At 65.8% G+C, this 16757-nt stretch carries 12 protein-coding genes; 10 read left to right on the forward strand and 2 right to left on the reverse strand.

Annotation, left to right across the window (positions count from 1 at the left end):
- Positions 1 to 161: 161 nt before the first annotated feature.
- The 4 genes from ACOYW5_RS19320 to ACOYW5_RS19335 are packed head-to-tail and all read left to right on the forward strand — an operon-like array spanning position 162 to position 9370.
- Positions 162 to 2030 carry an autotransporter assembly complex protein TamA gene (locus ACOYW5_RS19320; protein WP_423066511.1) on the forward strand — a complete coding sequence of 623 codons (1869 nt, stop codon included), beginning with the start codon at positions 162 to 164 and terminating at the stop codon, positions 2028 to 2030.
- Positions 2027 to 5947 carry a translocation/assembly module TamB domain-containing protein gene (locus ACOYW5_RS19325; protein WP_423066512.1) on the forward strand — a complete coding sequence of 1307 codons (3921 nt, stop codon included), beginning with the start codon at positions 2027 to 2029 and terminating at the stop codon, positions 5945 to 5947. Before ACOYW5_RS19320 ends, ACOYW5_RS19325 begins: the two co-directional genes overlap by 4 nt.
- Before the next feature lie 42 nt (positions 5948 to 5989).
- Positions 5990 to 8458 (forward strand): DNA ligase D, encoded by a 2469-nt coding sequence (gene ligD / locus ACOYW5_RS19330; protein WP_423066513.1) that lies wholly within the window; start codon positions 5990 to 5992, stop codon positions 8456 to 8458.
- A gap of 9 nt (positions 8459 to 8467) precedes the next feature.
- Positions 8468 to 9370, forward strand: a complete 903-nt coding sequence (locus ACOYW5_RS19335; protein WP_423066514.1) for a Ku protein — start codon at positions 8468 to 8470, stop codon at positions 9368 to 9370.
- Positions 9371 to 9377: 7 nt separating this feature from the next.
- Here the strand turns inward: ACOYW5_RS19335 and ACOYW5_RS19340 are convergent, their stop codons facing one another.
- The gene (locus tag ACOYW5_RS19340; RefSeq protein ID WP_423066515.1) at positions 9378 to 9791 is read right to left on the reverse strand and encodes a hypothetical protein; all 414 of its coding nucleotides are present in this window, start codon (positions 9789 to 9791) and stop codon (positions 9378 to 9380) included.
- Between the two features lie 113 nt (positions 9792 to 9904).
- Between ACOYW5_RS19340 and ACOYW5_RS19345 the strand changes: the two genes are divergently transcribed.
- From ACOYW5_RS19345 to ACOYW5_RS19360, 4 genes are all read left to right on the forward strand, one after another.
- Positions 9905 to 10984, forward strand: a complete 1080-nt coding sequence (locus tag ACOYW5_RS19345) for a tetratricopeptide repeat protein (protein ID WP_423066516.1) — start codon at positions 9905 to 9907, stop codon at positions 10982 to 10984.
- Positions 10984 to 11625 (forward strand): alpha/beta fold hydrolase, encoded by a 642-nt coding sequence (locus ACOYW5_RS19350; RefSeq protein WP_423066517.1) that lies wholly within the window; start codon positions 10984 to 10986, stop codon positions 11623 to 11625. The genes ACOYW5_RS19345 and ACOYW5_RS19350 overlap by 1 nt, the downstream gene beginning before the upstream one ends.
- A gap of 6 nt (positions 11626 to 11631) precedes the next feature.
- Positions 11632 to 12405 carry an exodeoxyribonuclease III gene (gene xth / locus ACOYW5_RS19355; RefSeq protein WP_423066518.1) on the forward strand — a complete coding sequence of 258 codons (774 nt, stop codon included), beginning with the start codon at positions 11632 to 11634 and terminating at the stop codon, positions 12403 to 12405.
- Between the two features lie 165 nt (positions 12406 to 12570).
- Entirely contained in the window at positions 12571 to 13458 is an 888-nt protein-coding gene (locus tag ACOYW5_RS19360; protein WP_423066519.1) for a siderophore-interacting protein, read from the forward strand.
- Between the two features lies 1 nt (position 13459).
- Here ACOYW5_RS19360 and ACOYW5_RS19365 read toward each other — a convergent pair whose 3' ends face one another.
- On the reverse strand, positions 13460 to 14521 hold the full coding sequence (locus ACOYW5_RS19365; protein ID WP_423066520.1) for a LysR family transcriptional regulator: 1062 nt from the start codon (positions 14519 to 14521) through the stop codon (positions 13460 to 13462).
- A 171-nt stretch (positions 14522 to 14692) separates the two neighbouring features.
- Between ACOYW5_RS19365 and ACOYW5_RS19370 the strand changes: the two genes are divergently transcribed.
- Both ACOYW5_RS19370 and ACOYW5_RS19375 read left to right on the forward strand, forming a co-directional pair.
- A complete protein-coding gene (locus tag ACOYW5_RS19370) occupies positions 14693 to 15739 on the forward strand; it encodes a malate/lactate/ureidoglycolate dehydrogenase (RefSeq protein ID WP_423066521.1) in 1047 nt (348 codons plus the stop codon).
- A gap of 88 nt (positions 15740 to 15827) precedes the next feature.
- A complete protein-coding gene (locus ACOYW5_RS19375) occupies positions 15828 to 16757 on the forward strand; it encodes a sugar ABC transporter substrate-binding protein (protein ID WP_423066522.1) in 930 nt (309 codons plus the stop codon).

Raw genomic sequence — 16757 nt, forward strand, 5'->3', positions numbered from 1 at the left:
GCCACCCTTTGCCGGTTGGGTTATTGCGGACGACGAATTGGGTGCGGCGGGTCGGCCGACCTGACCATCAAGCAGACGCTCGGCCACGGGCGGATGGGCAGGCGGCAGCCGAGCAGGGGTAGTCGGGACTGTTAGTGCGGCGGGTAAGATCAGCGTTGGGCATGCTTGGCCTCGTGCTCCTTTCGGGCACGGGCGCGTCGGCATTCGACATCTTCGGCTTCAAGCTGTTCGAGGACCAGAGCGAGATCGACGCCGATGCGGTGATCGGCGATCCGCAGCCCTATTCGGCAACGCTGGAAACCTCGGCGACGAGTGAAGTCGAGTCGGCGATCCGCAATGCCTCGTCGCTGCTTCGGGACCAGGGTTCGCCGGCCTCCGGCGCGGCTGGGCTGATCGCCAAGGCGCGCGGCGACTATCGGCATATTCTCGCGGCGCTCTACAATCAGGGTTATTTCGGCGGCACGATCAGTATTCTGGTCGACGGACGCGAGGCAGCGAACTTGCCGCCCGATACGTCTCTGCCCGATCCGGCGACCGTCGTGCTGAAGGTCAGTGCCGGGCCGCTGTTCCGGTTCGGCAGCGTGCGCATCGCACCGGCGGCGCCGCCGACTTCCGATGCGGGTGATCGCGTCGATCCGCCCGAGAGCGTCGGGTTCGGGGCTGGGCTGGTCGCCAGGGCGACGGTGATCGAGAAGGCGGAACTGCTGGCGCTCGATGCCTGGCGGCAGCAGGGCTATGCCGAAGCGGCGGTGGAGAAACGCGACGTCGTCGCCGACCACGCGACCGACACGGTAGACGTGACCATCACCATCACCCCGGGGGGGCGGGCCTATGTTGGCGATGTTGGGGTCAGCGGCACGCGGCGGATGGATCCGGTGTTCGTGGCTGAGATGACCGGGCTGCAGCCCGGTGACGAGTACGATCCGGACGATATCGCGAAGGCCGAGAAGCGACTGGCGCGGCTTGATGTGTTTCGGGCCATGCGGGTCGAAGCGGCGGGCGCGATAGAGAGTGACGGGGTGCTGCCGTTCAATGTGGTGGTCGAGGAGCAGGCGGATCGCCGGTTCGGCGTCGGCGCGACCTATTCGACCATCGACGGGCTGGGGCTCGAAGGCTTCCACCTGTGGCGGAACCTGTTCGGGCGGGCCGAGCGGCTGCGGCTCGACGCCAAGGTGGCGGGGATCAACTGGCCGGTGAACACGGCCGAATTCGACTATGCGTTCGGCGGCACGTTCACCAAGCCCGGCTTCCTCAATCCGGACAACGACCTTGTTGCGGCGATCGCGGCGGAGCGCAGCGTGCTGCCGGCCTATACCGAGACTTCGGCTTCGGCCAAGGTCGGGATGACGCAGTATCTCGATGAGATCACGCTGGATGGCTCGCTCTACTACGAGCGGTCGCTGTTCGAGGATGACTATGGCGAGCGCAACTTCTCGCTGGCGGGGCTGAACGGCGGGCTGATCTGGGATGCGCGGGACAGTACGACGGACCCGACCGAGGGCTTCTACGTCAACGTGACGGCTGAGCCGTTCTACGAGTTCTACTACGGCAACGCAGCGTTCCGAACGACGGCCGAGGTGCGCGGCTATCTGCGCATGCTTGGCGATGATCAACTGGTGCTGGCCGGGCGCGCCAAGATCGGCGCGCTGGTCGGGCCGTCGATTGACGAGACGCCGCCGGACCGACTGTTCTTTGCCGGTGGTGGCGGGTCGGTGCGCGGCTACGCCTACAAGAGCATCGGCGTGGACCAGCCGGACGACACGGTGAGCGGTGGGCGCTACCTGATCGAGGGCTCGCTCGAGGCGCGCTACAGGGTGACCAACGATATCGGCGTCGTCGCCTTTGTCGATGGCGGCTATGTCGCGGCGGACACGTTCCCGGGGCTCGAACAGTTGCGGCTCGGGGTGGGCGCGGGCGTGCGCTACTACACCGGGCTCGGGCCGCTGCGGCTCGACGTCGCCATCCCGCTCAACAAGCGCAAGGGCGACGCGGATTACGGCATTTACGTCGGCATAGGACAGGCATTTTGAGACGGCTGCTCGGCATCCTGATGATGATCGGTTTCGGCCTTATGGTCGCGATCCCCCTCGTCGCGCAGGACGTCCAGCAGATGACGCCGGAGGAGCAGAAGGACTGGTTCGTCGGCTTCGTCGAAGGGCAGCTGTCGACGCCGGAGCGGCAGATCCGCATCTCCAATATCGATGGCGCGCTGTCCTCGACCGCCTCGATCCGCGAAGTGACGATCTCCGACAAGGAGGGCGTGTGGCTGCGGGTCAACAATGCGGCGATCGACTGGGATCAGGGCGCGCTGTTCACCGGGCGGCTGCTGGTGCGGTCGCTGACGGCTGAGAGCATCGAGTATGTTCGCAACGCCATCCCGAGCGGCGACCCCAACCTGCCGGCGCCGGAAGCGGCGCCGCTGTCGATCCCGGAGTTTCCGGTGGCGATCGAGCTCGACAAGCTGAGCGTGCCGAAGGTGACGTTCGGGGAGAGCGTGTTCGGGCTGGGATCCGAGATTTCGGTCGAGGGGAACCTCCGCCTCGAAGGTGGTTCGCTCGATACCGCGCTCAACATCGTCCGGCTCGATGGGCCGGGCGGGCGGCTCGACGTCGCTGTTGCCTACAAAAAGGCCGACAACACGGTCGATATCGGGGTGACGCTGACCGAGCCGCCGAACGGCATCCTGGCCAACCTCCTCAATATCGAGGGCAAGCCCGAGATGGCACTGGCGGTGAGGGGCACCGGGCCGGTCAACGACCTGCGGACGACGATGACGCTCGATGCCGGCGGGACGCGGGCGCTCGAGGGCGTTGCGACGCTGGCGCAGGCCGCGGACGGGTTGACCGTCAAGGCCGATCTCGGCGGGCCGATCGGCACGCTAGTGTCGCCGACCTACCGTCCGTTCTTTGGGGCGCAGACGTCGCTGCAGGCGACGGCGCTGGTGCGGTCGACGGGTGGGGTGGATATTTCCGGACTGAAGCTCAGCGGCGGTCAGTTGTCGCTCGAGGGTTCGGCGGCGACGACGGCGGATGGATTCCTGAGCCGGCTGCAGCTCTCGGCGGCGATTGCCGATCCGGCGGGGGAGGCAGTGCTGCTGCCGGTGCCGGGAGCGGCGACCTCGATCGGCGCGGCGATGCTGAAGGTGGAGTACGGCACGGGCACGAGCGATGGCTGGACGGCCAATCTCGTGGCGCGGGATTTCGTCAATGGCGGGCTGAAGGCGTCGGAAGTGACGCTCAAGGGCAGCGGTGTTGCGGCCAATATCGAAGACCCGGCGACGCGGCGGGTGACGTTCAACGCCGATGGCGCGGCGAGCGGGATCGTCTCGGATGATGCCGACGTGCAGGCGGCGCTGGGCGACAGCGTGGGCCTCGGGCTCGCGGGACTGTGGAATGCCGGGCAACCAGTGCAACTGGCCGAGTTCCGGCTGGCCGGGAAGGCGTTGACGCTGGCGCTGAACGGCACCGTCGATGACTTCGTGTTCGACGGCAATGTCGGGATCGAGACCAGTTCGATCGCACCGTTCTCGGGCATTGCCGGGCGCGATCTCGATGGAGCGCTGAAGCTTGCGGCGTCGGGGACGGTCAGCCCGCTGATCGGCGGGTTCAACCTCAATCTCGATGGTACGGCGGAAGGGCTGGCGCTGTCGGAGCCGGCGCTGGACGAGGTGCTGGCGGGAACGGTCAAGCTGAGCGGTCGCGTGGCGCGGACGGAAGCCGGGCTCGAGGCGCAGGGGTTCCGGCTGGGCAACGACCGGGTGCAGATCGCGGCGGACGGGACGTTTGCGACCGGGGCGGCGGACTTCCGGTTTACGGCAGATCTGAGCGACCTGGCGCTGGTCTCCGAGCAGGCCAAAGGCGCGCTGTCGCTGGTCGGTACGGCGAAGGGCAAGGGCGCGATTGCGCTCGATGTGGCGGCGACGGTGCCGAGCGGGCGGCTGGCGGGCAAGGTGCTCAACAATGCCGCGTTCGGGTTCAACGGAACGCTGGCCGAGGACGGGACGCTGACCGGTGCGCTGAGCGGCGATGCGTTCCTCGACAAGTTCAGGGTGACGCTGGCAGGCGATGTCGCGACCGATGCAGAGACGCGCCGGCTGAGCGGGCTGCGCTTCACGGCGGGGCCGACCGAGGTCACCGGCGATGTGGTGCAGGACGCGCAGGGGCTGTTGACCGGGACGCTCAACCTGACCTCGACCGACATTTCGACAGCCGCGGCGCTGCTGCTGGTTGATGCCTCGGGCAGCGCCGATGCGCGGATTGTGCTGTCGCCGGTGGGTGGCAAGCAGAACGCTGACGTCACCGGCTCGGCGCGCGATATCCGCGCGGCGGATGTGCGGGTGGCCTCGGCGGATATCAAGGCTGTGGTGACTGACCTGTTCGGCGATCTCGCCATCAACGGCACGGTGGATGGGCGGACAATCACGGCGGGCGAATTGTCGATCGCGACGTTGACCGGCACCGCGACGCAGCGCGGTGGGCAGACGGTGTTCAACGTCAGCGCCAATGCGTCGGGCTTCGGCCTCAGGTCGCTGCAGGTCGTGGCGCGGGGCAATATCGCCGGGCAGGTGGTGACGCTCGAGAGCGCCAGCGCCGATGGCGGCAACGGCTTGCGTATGACGGCGAGCGGGCGTGTGCCGCTGAGCGGGGCAGGGCTGCAGGTTGCCGTCAGGGGCTCGGCACCGCTGGCGTTTGCCAACCAGTTCGTTGCCGATCGCGGCGGGCAGTTCAGCGGGACGGCGACACTTGATGCGAGCCTCAGCGGCAGCCTCGCGCGACCGCAGTTCTCGGGCACGATATTGACGGCCGGGTCCGGCTATATCGATCCGGCGCTGAACCTGCGGCTGATGGATATCAACGGGCGGGCGAGCCTCGGCGGCGAGACGGTGCGGATCGAGAGCCTGTCGGCGAACCTCGCGACGGGCGGGTCGATTTCGGCTTCGGGTACGGTCGGGCTTGGGGCGGGTAATCCGGTGGACGTGGCGCTGCGGCTCAACTCGGCGCGCTATGCGGACGGGACGCTATTCGTCGCGACGATGTCGGGCGACCTGGCGCTTGCCGGCCGGCTCGATCGCAATCCGCTGCTGTCGGGCAATGTGATGATCGAGAAGGCCGACATCTCCATTCCCGAGAGCTTCGGCGCTTCGGGGACGCTGGTCGATGTGCGGAACATCAATACGCCGGTGCCGGTGAAGGCGACGCTGAAGCGCGCGGCGGTGACGCCGTCGGGCGCGCCGATGCCGCAACGGCGGCCCTCGGTGGTGCAGCTCGATGTGAGCGTGAATGCGCCCAACCAGATTTTCGTGCGAGGGCGTGGGCTCGATGCGGAAGTGGGCGGGTCGGTTCGGCTGACCGGGTCGATCAACGACATCCAGCCGGTGGGCGGCTTCCAGCTCAATCGCGGCCGGATGGCGATCCTCGGGCAGCGCGTGACGTTCGAGGAGGGTTCGGTGTCGCTGGTGGGTGATCTCGACCCGTTCCTCGATTTCACGGCGCGGACCGAGGGCGATGGCATCACGGTGTTCGTCAATGTGACAGGGCGAGTGTCGGAGCTCGATATCTCGTTCACCTCGAACCCGCCGCTGCCGCAGGATGAAGTCTTGGCGCGGTTGCTGTTCAAGCGCTCGATGGGTGAGTTGACCCCGATCCAGCTGGCCAAGCTTGCCGGTGCGGCGGCGGAACTGGCGGGCGGCGGGAGTTCGCTGGTCGACTCGCTGCGGGCGCGAGCGGGGCTCGACGATCTCGATGTGGTCACCAACGAGGACGGCAGCCTTGCCGTGCAGGCGGGCGCGTACCTGCAGGACAACATCTATCTCGGGGTGCAGGCCGGGGCGGACGGGAATTCGCGGGTGACGGTCAATCTCGATATCACCAGGGACCTGAAGGCGAAGGTGTCGACGGGGACGGATGGGGATTCGAGCGTCGGCGTGTTCTACGAGACGGACTACTGACGAGGGATTGCGGCTTCCGTGGCCACATCCTAGCGTTCGCGCATGGCCGACAAACTCAGCAGTTATCGCGGTAAGCGTGATTTCTCAAAGACATCGGAGCCCGCGGGCGCGACGAGCGTTGCTGGCGGGACGCGGTTCGTGGTGCACAAGCACTCGGCGACGGCGGATCACTATGACCTGAGGCTCGAGCATGATGGCGTGCTGCTGAGCTGGGCGGTGCCGAAAGGGCCGTCGCTCAATCCGGCCGACAAGCGGCTGGCGGTGCATACCGAGGATCATCCGCTCGACTATATCGACTTCGAGGGGGTGATCCCCGAAGGCGAGTATGGCGGCGGGCCGATGATTGTCTGGGATACGGGCGACTGGGCGCCGATGGAGGATGTCGACACCGGCTTGCGCAAGGGCGGCTTCAAGTTCCGGCTGTGGGGCGAAAAGCTGAAGGGCGGCTGGATGCTGACCCGGCTCAAAGGGCGGCCCGGCGACGAGGGCAAGGACAACTGGCTGCTGTTCAAGGAGCACGACCCGTCGGTCGATACCGAGACGGACATCCTCGCGGCGCGGCCGGAGAGTGTGAAGTCGGGGCTGACGACGGAGGAGCTGCTCGCGGCGAGCAAGCCGAAGCGGGTTGCCGTGCTGAAGCCGGCAAAGCTCGATGGGGCGGTGAAGGCGCCGCCGCCGGGGCAGGTGGAGCCGCAGCTGGCGACCGCGGCGCAGAAGCCGCCGGAAGAGACGCGGGCATCGAGCTGGGTGCATGAGATCAAGTTCGACGGTTACCGCACGATCGCGCATGTTATCGACGGCAAGGTGCAGTTGATCACCCGCAGCGGCATCGACTGGACCAGGCGCTATGGCGAGTTGCCGAAGGAGTTCGCCAAGCTGCCGGTCAAGCAGGCGATCATCGACGGCGAGATCGTGGTTCTGGACGAGAAAGGCATCTCACGGTTCGCAGCCTTGCAGGACGCGCTGTCGGAGGGAGCGGGGAGCAAGCTCCACTTCTATGCGTTCGACCTGCTCTATCTCGACGGCTACGACCTGAGGGGGGTGGGACTGGTGACGCGCAAGCAGCTGCTGGCGCAGGTGTTGGGCGGGCATGTCAGCGGGCGCTCGGCGATCCAGTTCAGCGACCATGTCGACGGCGATGGCGAGGGGCTCTACGAGCGGGCGTCCGAGATGGGACTCGAGGGCATCGTCTCGAAGCGGACCAATGCGACCTACCAATCGGGGCGCACGACGACCTGGATGAAGATCAAGGCGCTCAACACCGGCGACTTTGTCATAGCAGGTTATACCGTGTCGGATAGGGCGGAGGGGCTGGCGTCGCTGGCGTTGGCGGAATGGGTCGGGGATGACCTGCAGTATCGCGGCAAGGTCGGGACTGGGTTCGATGCGGCGATGCTCGGGCAGCTGTTACGCCGGCTGGAGCCGCTGCGGGATGCGACGCTAAAGCTCGACGGGGCACCCAAGGACATCATCTGGGTGCAGCCGGTGCTGCGCTGCCATGTGCACTTCGCCAACCGCACGACCGACGGGATGCTGCGACATGCGGTGTTCAAGGGATTGCACGGCGAGGCTGAACTGACCGCGTCGGCGGCGCCGCGCAAGCGGTTGATCACCGATGCCGACCTCGCCTCGATCTCGATCACCAATCCGACGCGGCGGGTGCTGGGGAAGAGCGGGCCGACCAAGCTTGACATCGCGGTCTACTACGCGGCGGTGGGCGACTTCATGCTGCCGCATCTGTTCAACCGGCCGGTGTCGCTGTTCCGTTGCCCGACGGGAATGGTCAAGGACTGCTTCTTCCAGCGCCACGCGTTCAAGGGCATGCCGGCATCGATCAACGTGTTCGAGACGCAGAACTCTGACGAGGAGGACAAGACCTATCTGACGGTCGAGGATGCGAAGGGATACCTCGCGCTGGCGCAGTTCGGAGTGATCGAGTTCCACGCCTGGGGCACGCATCTCACCCATCTCGAGAAGCCGGACCGGGTGACGTTCGACCTCGATCCCGGCGAGGGAATCGAGTTCCGGGAGGTGGTGGAGGCGGCTGTGCATCTGAAGGGCGAATTGGAGGCGATGGGCGTAGTGCCGTTCGTCAAAACTTCGGGCGGCAAGGGCATTCACCTCGTCGTACCGATCAAGCCCAAGCTCACCTGGAAGCAGGTGCATGCCGCGACGGGCGAGATCGCAGCGGTGCTGGCGAAGACCGCGCCCGACACCTTCGTCACGGTAATCGGGGAGAAGAACCGCAAGCGCCGGATCCTTATTGATATCCATCGAAATGCGCGGAGTGCGACTGCGGTGTCACCCTATTCGCTGAGGGCGCGGACGGGCATGCCGGCCTCGACGCCGCTCGACTGGCGGGACCTCGAGAGCATCGACGCTCCCGTCGATCTGAACTATTCTACGCTTCCAGGATTGTTAACCACGACCGGCGATCCGTGGGCCGAGATTAACGAGTCCGCTCGTGATCTGCCTGCATTGTCAAAGGCTGGACGTAGTACGCGCGCGTAGGAGGCGACGTTGGCACCGAGAGCAAGTTGGAAGGGCTATATCAAGCTCAGTCTCGTGAGTTGCCCGGTGAAGATGTTTCCGGCAACGACCGCGTCGGAGCGCATTACTTTCAACCAGCTCCACAAGGACACGCATAACCGGATCAACATGAAGCCGGTGGACCCGGAGCTGGGTCTGGTGGAGCGGTCCGACCTCGTCAAGGGCTACGAGTACGAGGACAAGCAATACGTCATCATCGACGAGAGCGACCTCGAGGCGGTGCGGATCGAATCCAGCCACACGATGAACATCGAGGCCTTTGTCGACGAGGACGAGGTCGACGTCATCTACCAGGATGCGCCGTATTACCTGGCGCCGGATGGGGCGATGGCGGAAGAGACGTTCGTGGTGCTGCGCGAGGCGATGCGCCGGTCGGGCAAACTCGCCATTGCACGCCTCGTGATGTCGAGCCGCGAGCGGGTGATCACCATCGGGGCGCGCGAGACGGGCATGTTCGTCACGACGCTGCGCAACCCGAACGAGGTGCGTGGCACGGCCGAGTATTTTGGCAATATCCCCGTCGGCAAGCCCGACGAGGAGATGCTGCAGCTGGCCGAAAAGCTCATCGAGCAGAAGGTCAAGCAGTTCGATCCTAGGGATTACGAGGATCGCTACGAGGCCGCGCTCATGGAAATGATCCGCGAGAAGCTCAAGGGCCACAAGCCGATCATCGCCCAGGCGCCGGAGCGCGGCAATGTCGTCAACCTCATGGATGCACTGAAGGCCAGCCTGAGCCAGAGCAAGCCGGCGGCGCCGAGCAAGGCCAAGGCCGAGCCGGCGAAGCCTGCGGCGAAGAAGCCGACGCTGAAGGAGGCGGTCGAGGCTTCGAAGGCGGTTGCGGCGAAGTCGGGGACGGCGCGGAAGAAGGCTTAGTATCGGGCTACGGTGTCTTCGCGAAATCAGGTCCGTGGTCGGTCTGGACGACGGCTATGCCCTTTACGCTGACGCTTATCGGTGTGCGAGTTGCTCCAATGGGGCATTCGGCGTGGGCCACCATCGACACGAACATCGACATCTCTCCAACCAGAATCACGGCGGCTGCGTCGGCGGGTTCGAATGGTGGAGTGATAAACACGCGCACCCGCTCGTCCTCCAAGAACACTTCCAGTTTTCTATGTGCCGCCCATTCGAGCGCATACTCATCAGTATGCGCGATCGTCGCCTCGGGCAGGAACACAATCTGATGGGACGTCTCGTCAGCGCAAAAGCGATCGATCGAAACAATTTCATCGGCAGCACTGCTCGCTGCAAACGTAAGGCTCAGGAGGCCTGGTGCGACGATCCAACGGAACAAGAGATCCCCCTGTTTTCGCTAAAGAAATCGCAAGCCAGAGTTCCGATGTCACTCCCCGAGTCATTCTTTTCTCGCTACTGGCAAATCACCCACGTGACCCGTAGAATCGCCTGATGCGGAAAGCGGACAGCACCATCGGCATCGTGGGAGCGCTCAGTGCGTTTCCGCGACGGCTGGCGGCGCGGGCGCTGGCGACCAAGGGTAGCCGGCTGCGGCGTGGTAATACGCGGCATACCAGCACGTTGGTGCTGGGGCAAACGCTGCTCGACAAGCTTTCCGATGCCGAGATCGAGGCCAAGGTGGCGGCGCTGCGCGAGAGCGGCGCGGCGCTGATCAGCGAGAACGGGTTCCTGCGGCTGCTGGGACTGCTGTCGGCGCCCGAGCAATCGAACCTCAGCCGGCAGTCGCTGCTCGACCAATCCAAGCTCGAGGCGCGGGCGTTCGACCTGCTCGTGCTGTTCGATGCGTTCGAGCATCACACAGAGCCGTACTCGTTCCGCGACCTGATCCTGTCGCGCAAGTACGCCGGGCTGCTCGCCGGCGGTGCGACCTGGGGGGCGATTGCGCGATCGGTGCATCGGTCGGGGCCGGTGCAATCGCTGACGGCGATGTCGCTGCATCCTGGCGGTCCCAAGCGCATCCATGCGCTGTTCGGCGACGATCGGGCGGAACTGGATGGACAGCGCATCTTGCCGCTGGCGCCGGTCGAGGACGAGTCCGAGCAGTATTTCGAGCTGGCCGAGGCGGCGGAGGCCAATGGGCTGTTTGCCGAGGCGGCGGTGCTCTACGGGCACTGCCTCGCGATCGACCCCAGCGATTCCGTGGCCGCCTATAACCGGGGTAACTGCCTCAGGGCGATCCACGACAACTCGGATGCCGCGGCCTCGTACATGCAGGCGATCAAGCGAGACCCGGAGTTCGTCGAGGCGTGGTTCAACTATGCCGGGCTGCTGCGCGAGGAAGGCAAGATCGGGCCGGCGCGCGAGCATTTGAGCCGGGCGATCGAGATTGATCCGGACTATGCCGATGCGGTCTACAATCTCGCGACGCTCGAGTATGACGCCGGCGAGCTGGCGCAGGCGCGGCGCTGGTGGGTGCGCTATCTCGAGCTCGACCAGAATTCGGAGTGGGCGCGGACGGCGGCGCGGGGTATCGCCTATGCCGACGCACAGTTGCGGAAGTCGGCAGGCTGATGTCGACGGATTTTCTCTTCGACGGTCCCGAGGATGCTCGGGTGACGATCCTGCTGGCGCATGGCGCCGGGGCGCCGATGGATTCGGCGTCGATGAACGCCACGACCAAGGCGCTGGCGGCGGCCGGATACCGAGTTGCGCGGTTCGAGTTCGGCTACATGGCGGGCCGGCGCACGGGGACACGGAAGCCGCCGCCAAAGGCCGAGACGGTGATGGTGGAATATGTCGCGGCGATCGACGATCTCGGGCCGACCGATGGGCCGCTGATCATCGGCGGCAAGTCGATGGGCGGGCGGGTGGCGAGCATGATCGCCGACGCAGAGTTCGAGGCGGGGCGGGTCGCGGGGCTGCTGTGCCTCGGCTATCCATTCCACCCGCCGGGGCGGCCGACGCAGTTGCGCACCAAGCACCTGATCGGGCTCAAGACGCCGGCGCTGATCTGCCAGGGGACGCGGGACGAGTTCGGCGTGCCGGACGAAGTGGCGACCTATGGGCTGTCGCCGCAGATTGAGGTGAAGTGGCTCGAAGATGGCGACCATGACCTCAAACCGCGGAAGGCGATCTCCGGCTTCTCGACGGCCGATCACCTGAAGACCGTGGCGGATAGTGTCACCGCGTGGGTCGGGCGCATCGCGCCGTAACCCGCTTTGAAGATCGCCACGTTCAATATCAACAACGTCAACCGTCGGCTCGACAACCTGCTGGCGTGGTTGGCCGAGGCCAAGCCGGACGTGGTGTGTTTGCAGGAGCTGAAGGCGCGCGACATCCAGTTTCCGGCGACGGCGCTGGCCAATGCCGGCTATGGCGCGGTGTGGCGCGGCGAGGCGAGCTGGAACGGCGTCGCCATCCTTGCACGGGGGGCAGAGCCGGTGCTGACGGCGGACGAGCTGTCCGGCGATCCCGAGGACAGGCAGGCGCGCTATATCGAGGCGGCGGTGAATGGGGTGGTGATCGCCTGCCTATACGCGCCGAACGGCAACCCTCAGCCGGGGCCGAAATTCGACTACAAGCTGAGCTGGGGCGAGCGGCTGATCGTGCATGCGGCGGAGCTGTTCGACAGTGGCCTGCCGGTGGTGATCGCGGGCGATTTCAACATCGTGCCGGAGCCGCGCGACATCTATGTGACGACGTCGTACAAGAACAATGCGCTGGTGCAGCCGGGGCCGCGGGAGCAGTTCGCGCGCTTGCTCGCGCAAGGCTGGACCGACGCGCTGCGGAAGCGCTTCCCGGATGAGACGCTCTATACGTTCTGGGACTATATGCGGAACCGCTGGGAACGCGACGCGGGGCTGCGGCTCGATCATCTCCTGATCTCGAAGGGCCTCGTGCGGAAGCTGAAAGGCGCCGGCATCGACAGGGACGTGCGCGGTAGGGAAGGGGCGAGCGACCACGCCCCGGTCTGGATTACGCTGGACGTTTGAGAGGTATGCCGACTGCTCGCTTGGCCGCCTCTCCACCAGCTTCGCTGGTCCCCTCCCCCGCCCTGCGGGGGAGGGCCAAGAGGCATCCAGCCCAACCTATAAGTTGACTGCTGTTGTCAAAATTAGTAGCGCAGTACCCGTTGTTTAGAGCGATGGGTTCGACGTATGGCGCCGCTGAAGCTGATCAAGGGTACGGTTCTCAATCGCCGGATGGTGACGCCGGGCATGGTGCGGGTGACGCTGGGCGGCGACGACATCAAGGCGCTGAAAACCACCGGGGTCGGCGACGAATACGTGCGGCTGTTCTTCCCCGACCCCGAGACCGGCGAACTGGTGCTGCCCGAGGTCGATGCGCAGGGCTTCTGGAAATATCCCGAGGGCAAGAAGCCGGCGCATTGCGAGTGCTACACCATCCGCTATTTCCGCGACGGCGAGATCGACCTCGATTTTGTGGTGCATGAAAATGGTCGAGCAAGCGAATGGGCGCAGGCGGCCGAGCCCGGCGACGAGATCGTCTTGCGAGAGCCATTCCCGATCTACGAGGCACCGGCGGATGCCGACTGGCAGCTGTTCGTGTGCGATGCGACGGGCCTGCCGGCGTTGGGGCGCCTGCTCGAAGGGCTCAGCGAGACTGTCGAGGCGCGGGCGATCGTCGAGGTGCCGGACAAGAGCCACGAGCAGGTGTTCGAGACCAGGGCGAAGCTGAAGATCGTGTGGCTCCATGGCGCCGGCAACGGCATCGCGGCGAGCCGGCTCGAGGACGCGGTCAAGTCGATGACGTTCCCGACCGATCGTTCGGTCTATGTGTGGGTGGCGTCGGAGGCCAAGACCGTGAGGCCGATCCGGAAGTACCTACGGCACGAGCTGAAGTGGCCGGCAACGCGCTATTCGATCACCGGCTACTGGACCGACAAGCTGGCCGAGTGGGAGCGCAACTGGGAAGCGCTCGACCCGGCGGTGAAAAAGCAGATCGACGACCTCTGGCGCTCAGGGCGCGACGAGCAGGACGTGACCGACGAGGTCGAGGCGGTGATGGAGAAGTTCGGGCTCTAGCCTAGAAATCGGAGAGAGAGGGCCGGTCGAGGAACGGCGGGGTAGCGCGAATCGTCGGCAAGACGAGCTGTGATCCAGCGGTTTGCAGCGCCTCGATCAGGCTCTGATAGGGCTCCTGCCGACGGTACTGCGAGGCGACGAGCGCGACGATACGGCGGGATTCGGCATTGATGCGATAGAGCCGGACGCCGTCGAGCGAAGAGCCGCCGCTGATGGTCGAAAGCGCCGGAGCTAAGCAGATGCCGGACCCGGCACGGACGAGCCCAAGCGCCACCTCGAAGCTGCGGCACTGGGCGACGACGCGATGCTCGGGCAGCATATGATCGTACCAATCAGCGACGCGCTTGGCGTGCTGGGTACCGAAGATGAACTGGATCGAGCGGCTCAGAACGGCTGCTTCGTCGGGCCGCAGTTCGTCGATGCAGCGTACGCCGTCGAGATCGAGGCCTTCGGGTACGACGAGGACGTAGGGGTCCTCGATCACCGGCACCTGCATGAAGCCGACGCCGGCTTCGGCGACCGAGTTGGCGGCGAGGAGGCCGATATTGACCCGTCGGCTGTAGAGCATTTCGAGGATGTCGCCGGGAGCGCTTTCCTGGATGTCGAAATCGGCTTCCGGGAATTTGGCCTGCACGGCAGTGACGGCGGTGGGGAGGACGACGCGCAGCACGGAGTTGACGCCAGCGAGGCGGAGGGTGACGCGCTGGCCGCCGGAGAAGCGGGTCAGGCCGTCCTCGAGATCCTGCATGCCGCGCAAGATCTGCTCGGCCTTGGGCAGAAGGAAGATGCCGGCTTCGGTCAGCGCCATCTCGGAAGCGTGGCGGCGGAAGAGGCGGGCACCGACGGTCGATTCGAGTTTCGCGAGCTGCTGCGACAGCGAGGGCTGCGCGAGGCCGAGGTGCTTGGCGGCGCGGGTCAGCGTCTCGTAGTGGGCGACGGCCCGGAAGATACGAAGCTGGTGCAAGGTAATTTCAGCCCGTCGGGCGCGCCGGGGCGGAGTGACGTCGGCGCGTTCGAGCAAGGCGTCGAGATCGTCGGTGAGGCTGCTTTCGTCGTGGGTCATGAGCTCGTTCCTGCTGTGCGGATCGAGAACTGAACCGCAACTCGAGTCGGATGGCCTATGCAATGCATTGATAGCACGGCCATCGCACCGAAAGTGGGGGTGTTTTGGAACGCCGAACCAAGTATCCACTGCCGCCGCGGCTAGTATGCGACGACCGGGAGACCACACGATATGTCCGAACCGAGCTACACCAATGTTCCGTGGGAGCAGTTGCAGGCGAGCACTGTGGCCGTGTTCCGCGCTGCGGGCTCGGATGTGCGCGAGGCGCAGCTGATTGCGGAGCATCTGGTCGAGGCGAACCTGCGCGGGCATGACTCGCATGGCGTCGGCGTCGTGCCGATGTACCTGCGCAGCCGGCGGTTCAAGGGATTAGTGCTGAACCAGAAGCTCAGTGTCGCCATCGACACCGGTGCGATGCTGATCTGCGATGCAGGTCTCGGCGCCGGGCAGGTGATGGCGCATGACGCGATGGTGCTGGGCATCGAGCGCGCCAGGGACGAGGGCAGCGCGATCGTCAGCCTGCGCAACAGCCACCATATCGGCCGCATCGGGCACTGGGCCGAGCAGTGCGCGGCGGCGGGGATGGTGTCGCTGCATTTCGTCAACGTGGTCGCCGGGGCGATCGTCGCGCCGTTCGGCGGGACCAAGGCGCGGCTCGGGACCAATCCGTTCGCGGCGGCGTTCCCGCGCGACGGCCTGCCGCCGGTGGTGGTGGATTTCGCGACAAGCACGCTGGCTTCGGGCAAGGTGCGGGTGGCGCATAACAAGGGTGTGCCGATCCCACCGGGGGCGTTGCTGGATAGCGCCGGTAACCCTACGACCGATCCTGGAAAACTGTTCGAGAATCCGCCGGGGGCGCTGACGACGTTCGGCGAGCACAAGGGCTGGGGCATGATGCTGGCCTGCGAATTGCTCGGCGCGGCGCTGGTCGGAGCGCCGACGCAGCATGTGGGGCCGGGGAAAGGGACCGTGATCAACTCGATGTTCTCAGTGATTGTCTCGCCGGAGCGGCTGGGGACGGCCGGACTGTTCGCCGAAGAGCTGGAGGCGGTGCTTGGCTGGGTGACGTCCGAGGGTGGGGTGCAGCTGCCGGGGCAGCCCGAGCTGACCTCGAAGCAGGAGCGGGTCGCGGGCGGTATTCCGATCGATGCAGCGACGCTCGACCAGCTGGAAGCATCGGCGCGCGATGTGGGGCTCGGCGGCTTTCTCGCAGGCTGAGCGGCCGGACGGAATCCTTGTCGGCAGGGCTTTGCGCGCCGGGGCGGCGCCGATAATGTCGCGACCGGAATTCTCAGGAGGTAGTACCATGTTCAAGACCATCGCAGCGCTCGGGCTCGCGGCAACCCTCGCGCTCGGCGTGTCGCCGGCTGCCCTCGCCGCTGGCGAGAAGGTGTCGGTCATCACCCCGTTCCTCGCGGCGACCGCGACCGGTGAGATGATCGAGGCGTTCAAGGCCAAGGCGGCTGAGTACCAGTGGACCGTCGACGTGGTCGACACCGCAGGCGACATGGGCGCCTTTGCGGGCCGCGTCGAGGACGCGACCACCGGTGGAGTCAATGCGATCGTGCTCGTCTCGGTCGATCCGGCGCAGATCCAGGACCAGGTCGACAAGGCCAAGGCCGCCGGCATCCCGGTGGTGACCATCGACGGAGCGAAGAACGCTTCGACCTCGCTCAACGTCACCTCGGACAACTATGTGCTGGGCCAGACGATGAGCACGTTCCTGTTCGAGCAGCTCGGCGGCAAGGGCAACATAGTGCGCTTCTTCCACTCGGCGCATCCGGGCGTGCACCAGCGCGAGATCGCGCTCGACGATGCGCTGAAGGCCAATGCCGAGATCAAGCAGGTGGGCGAGCACTATGTGCAGGTGCCGGGCCAGATCGACGACAGCCGCGCCGCCATGGATGCGCTGCTGCTCGCCAATCCGGGCGACGGCGCGATCAACGGCGTGTGGGCCGCTTGGGATGAACCGGGTATTGGCGCCAACCTCGCCATCGAGGCAGCGGGCCGCAAGGGCATCATCATCGCCGGCATCGACGGCAACCCGCAGGCGATCGAGCTGATCAAGGGCTGCACGGCCTATGTCGGCACGGTTCGACAGGGCTTTGGCGAAATGGCCAATATCGCGGCGACGCAGCTCAACACCATTCTCGCCGGTGGCCCGCCTGAGGCGGACGAGCTTTATGCGCCGGTCGAGCTGATCACCCGCGAGAGTCTCGGCGTCACCTGCAACTGA

Origin of the sequence: Devosia sp. CN2-171 (assembly GCF_049354815.1) — a bacterium.
GTDB lineage: Bacteria > Pseudomonadota > Alphaproteobacteria > Rhizobiales > Devosiaceae > Devosia_A.

What these genes read in the sequence shown, in the direction of transcription:
- ACOYW5_RS19320 (WP_423066511.1), top strand. Translation starts at nt 162, where the DNA reads ATGCTTGGCCTCGTGCTCCTTTCGGGCACGGGCGCGTCGGCATTCGAC.
- ligD (WP_423066513.1), top strand. Translation starts at nt 5,990, where the DNA reads ATGGCCGACAAACTCAGCAGTTATCGCGGTAAGCGTGATTTCTCAAAG.
- ACOYW5_RS19345 (WP_423066516.1), top strand. Translation starts at nt 9,905, where the DNA reads ATGCGGAAAGCGGACAGCACCATCGGCATCGTGGGAGCGCTCAGTGCG.
- ACOYW5_RS19350 (WP_423066517.1), top strand. Translation starts at nt 10,984, where the DNA reads ATGTCGACGGATTTTCTCTTCGACGGTCCCGAGGATGCTCGGGTGACG.
- ACOYW5_RS19360 (WP_423066519.1), top strand. Translation starts at nt 12,571, where the DNA reads ATGGCGCCGCTGAAGCTGATCAAGGGTACGGTTCTCAATCGCCGGATG.
- ACOYW5_RS19365 (WP_423066520.1), bottom strand. Translation starts at nt 14,521, where the DNA reads ATGACCCACGACGAAAGCAGCCTCACCGACGATCTCGACGCCTTGCTC.
- ACOYW5_RS19370 (WP_423066521.1), top strand. Translation starts at nt 14,693, where the DNA reads ATGTCCGAACCGAGCTACACCAATGTTCCGTGGGAGCAGTTGCAGGCG.
- ACOYW5_RS19375 (WP_423066522.1), top strand. Translation starts at nt 15,828, where the DNA reads ATGTTCAAGACCATCGCAGCGCTCGGGCTCGCGGCAACCCTCGCGCTC.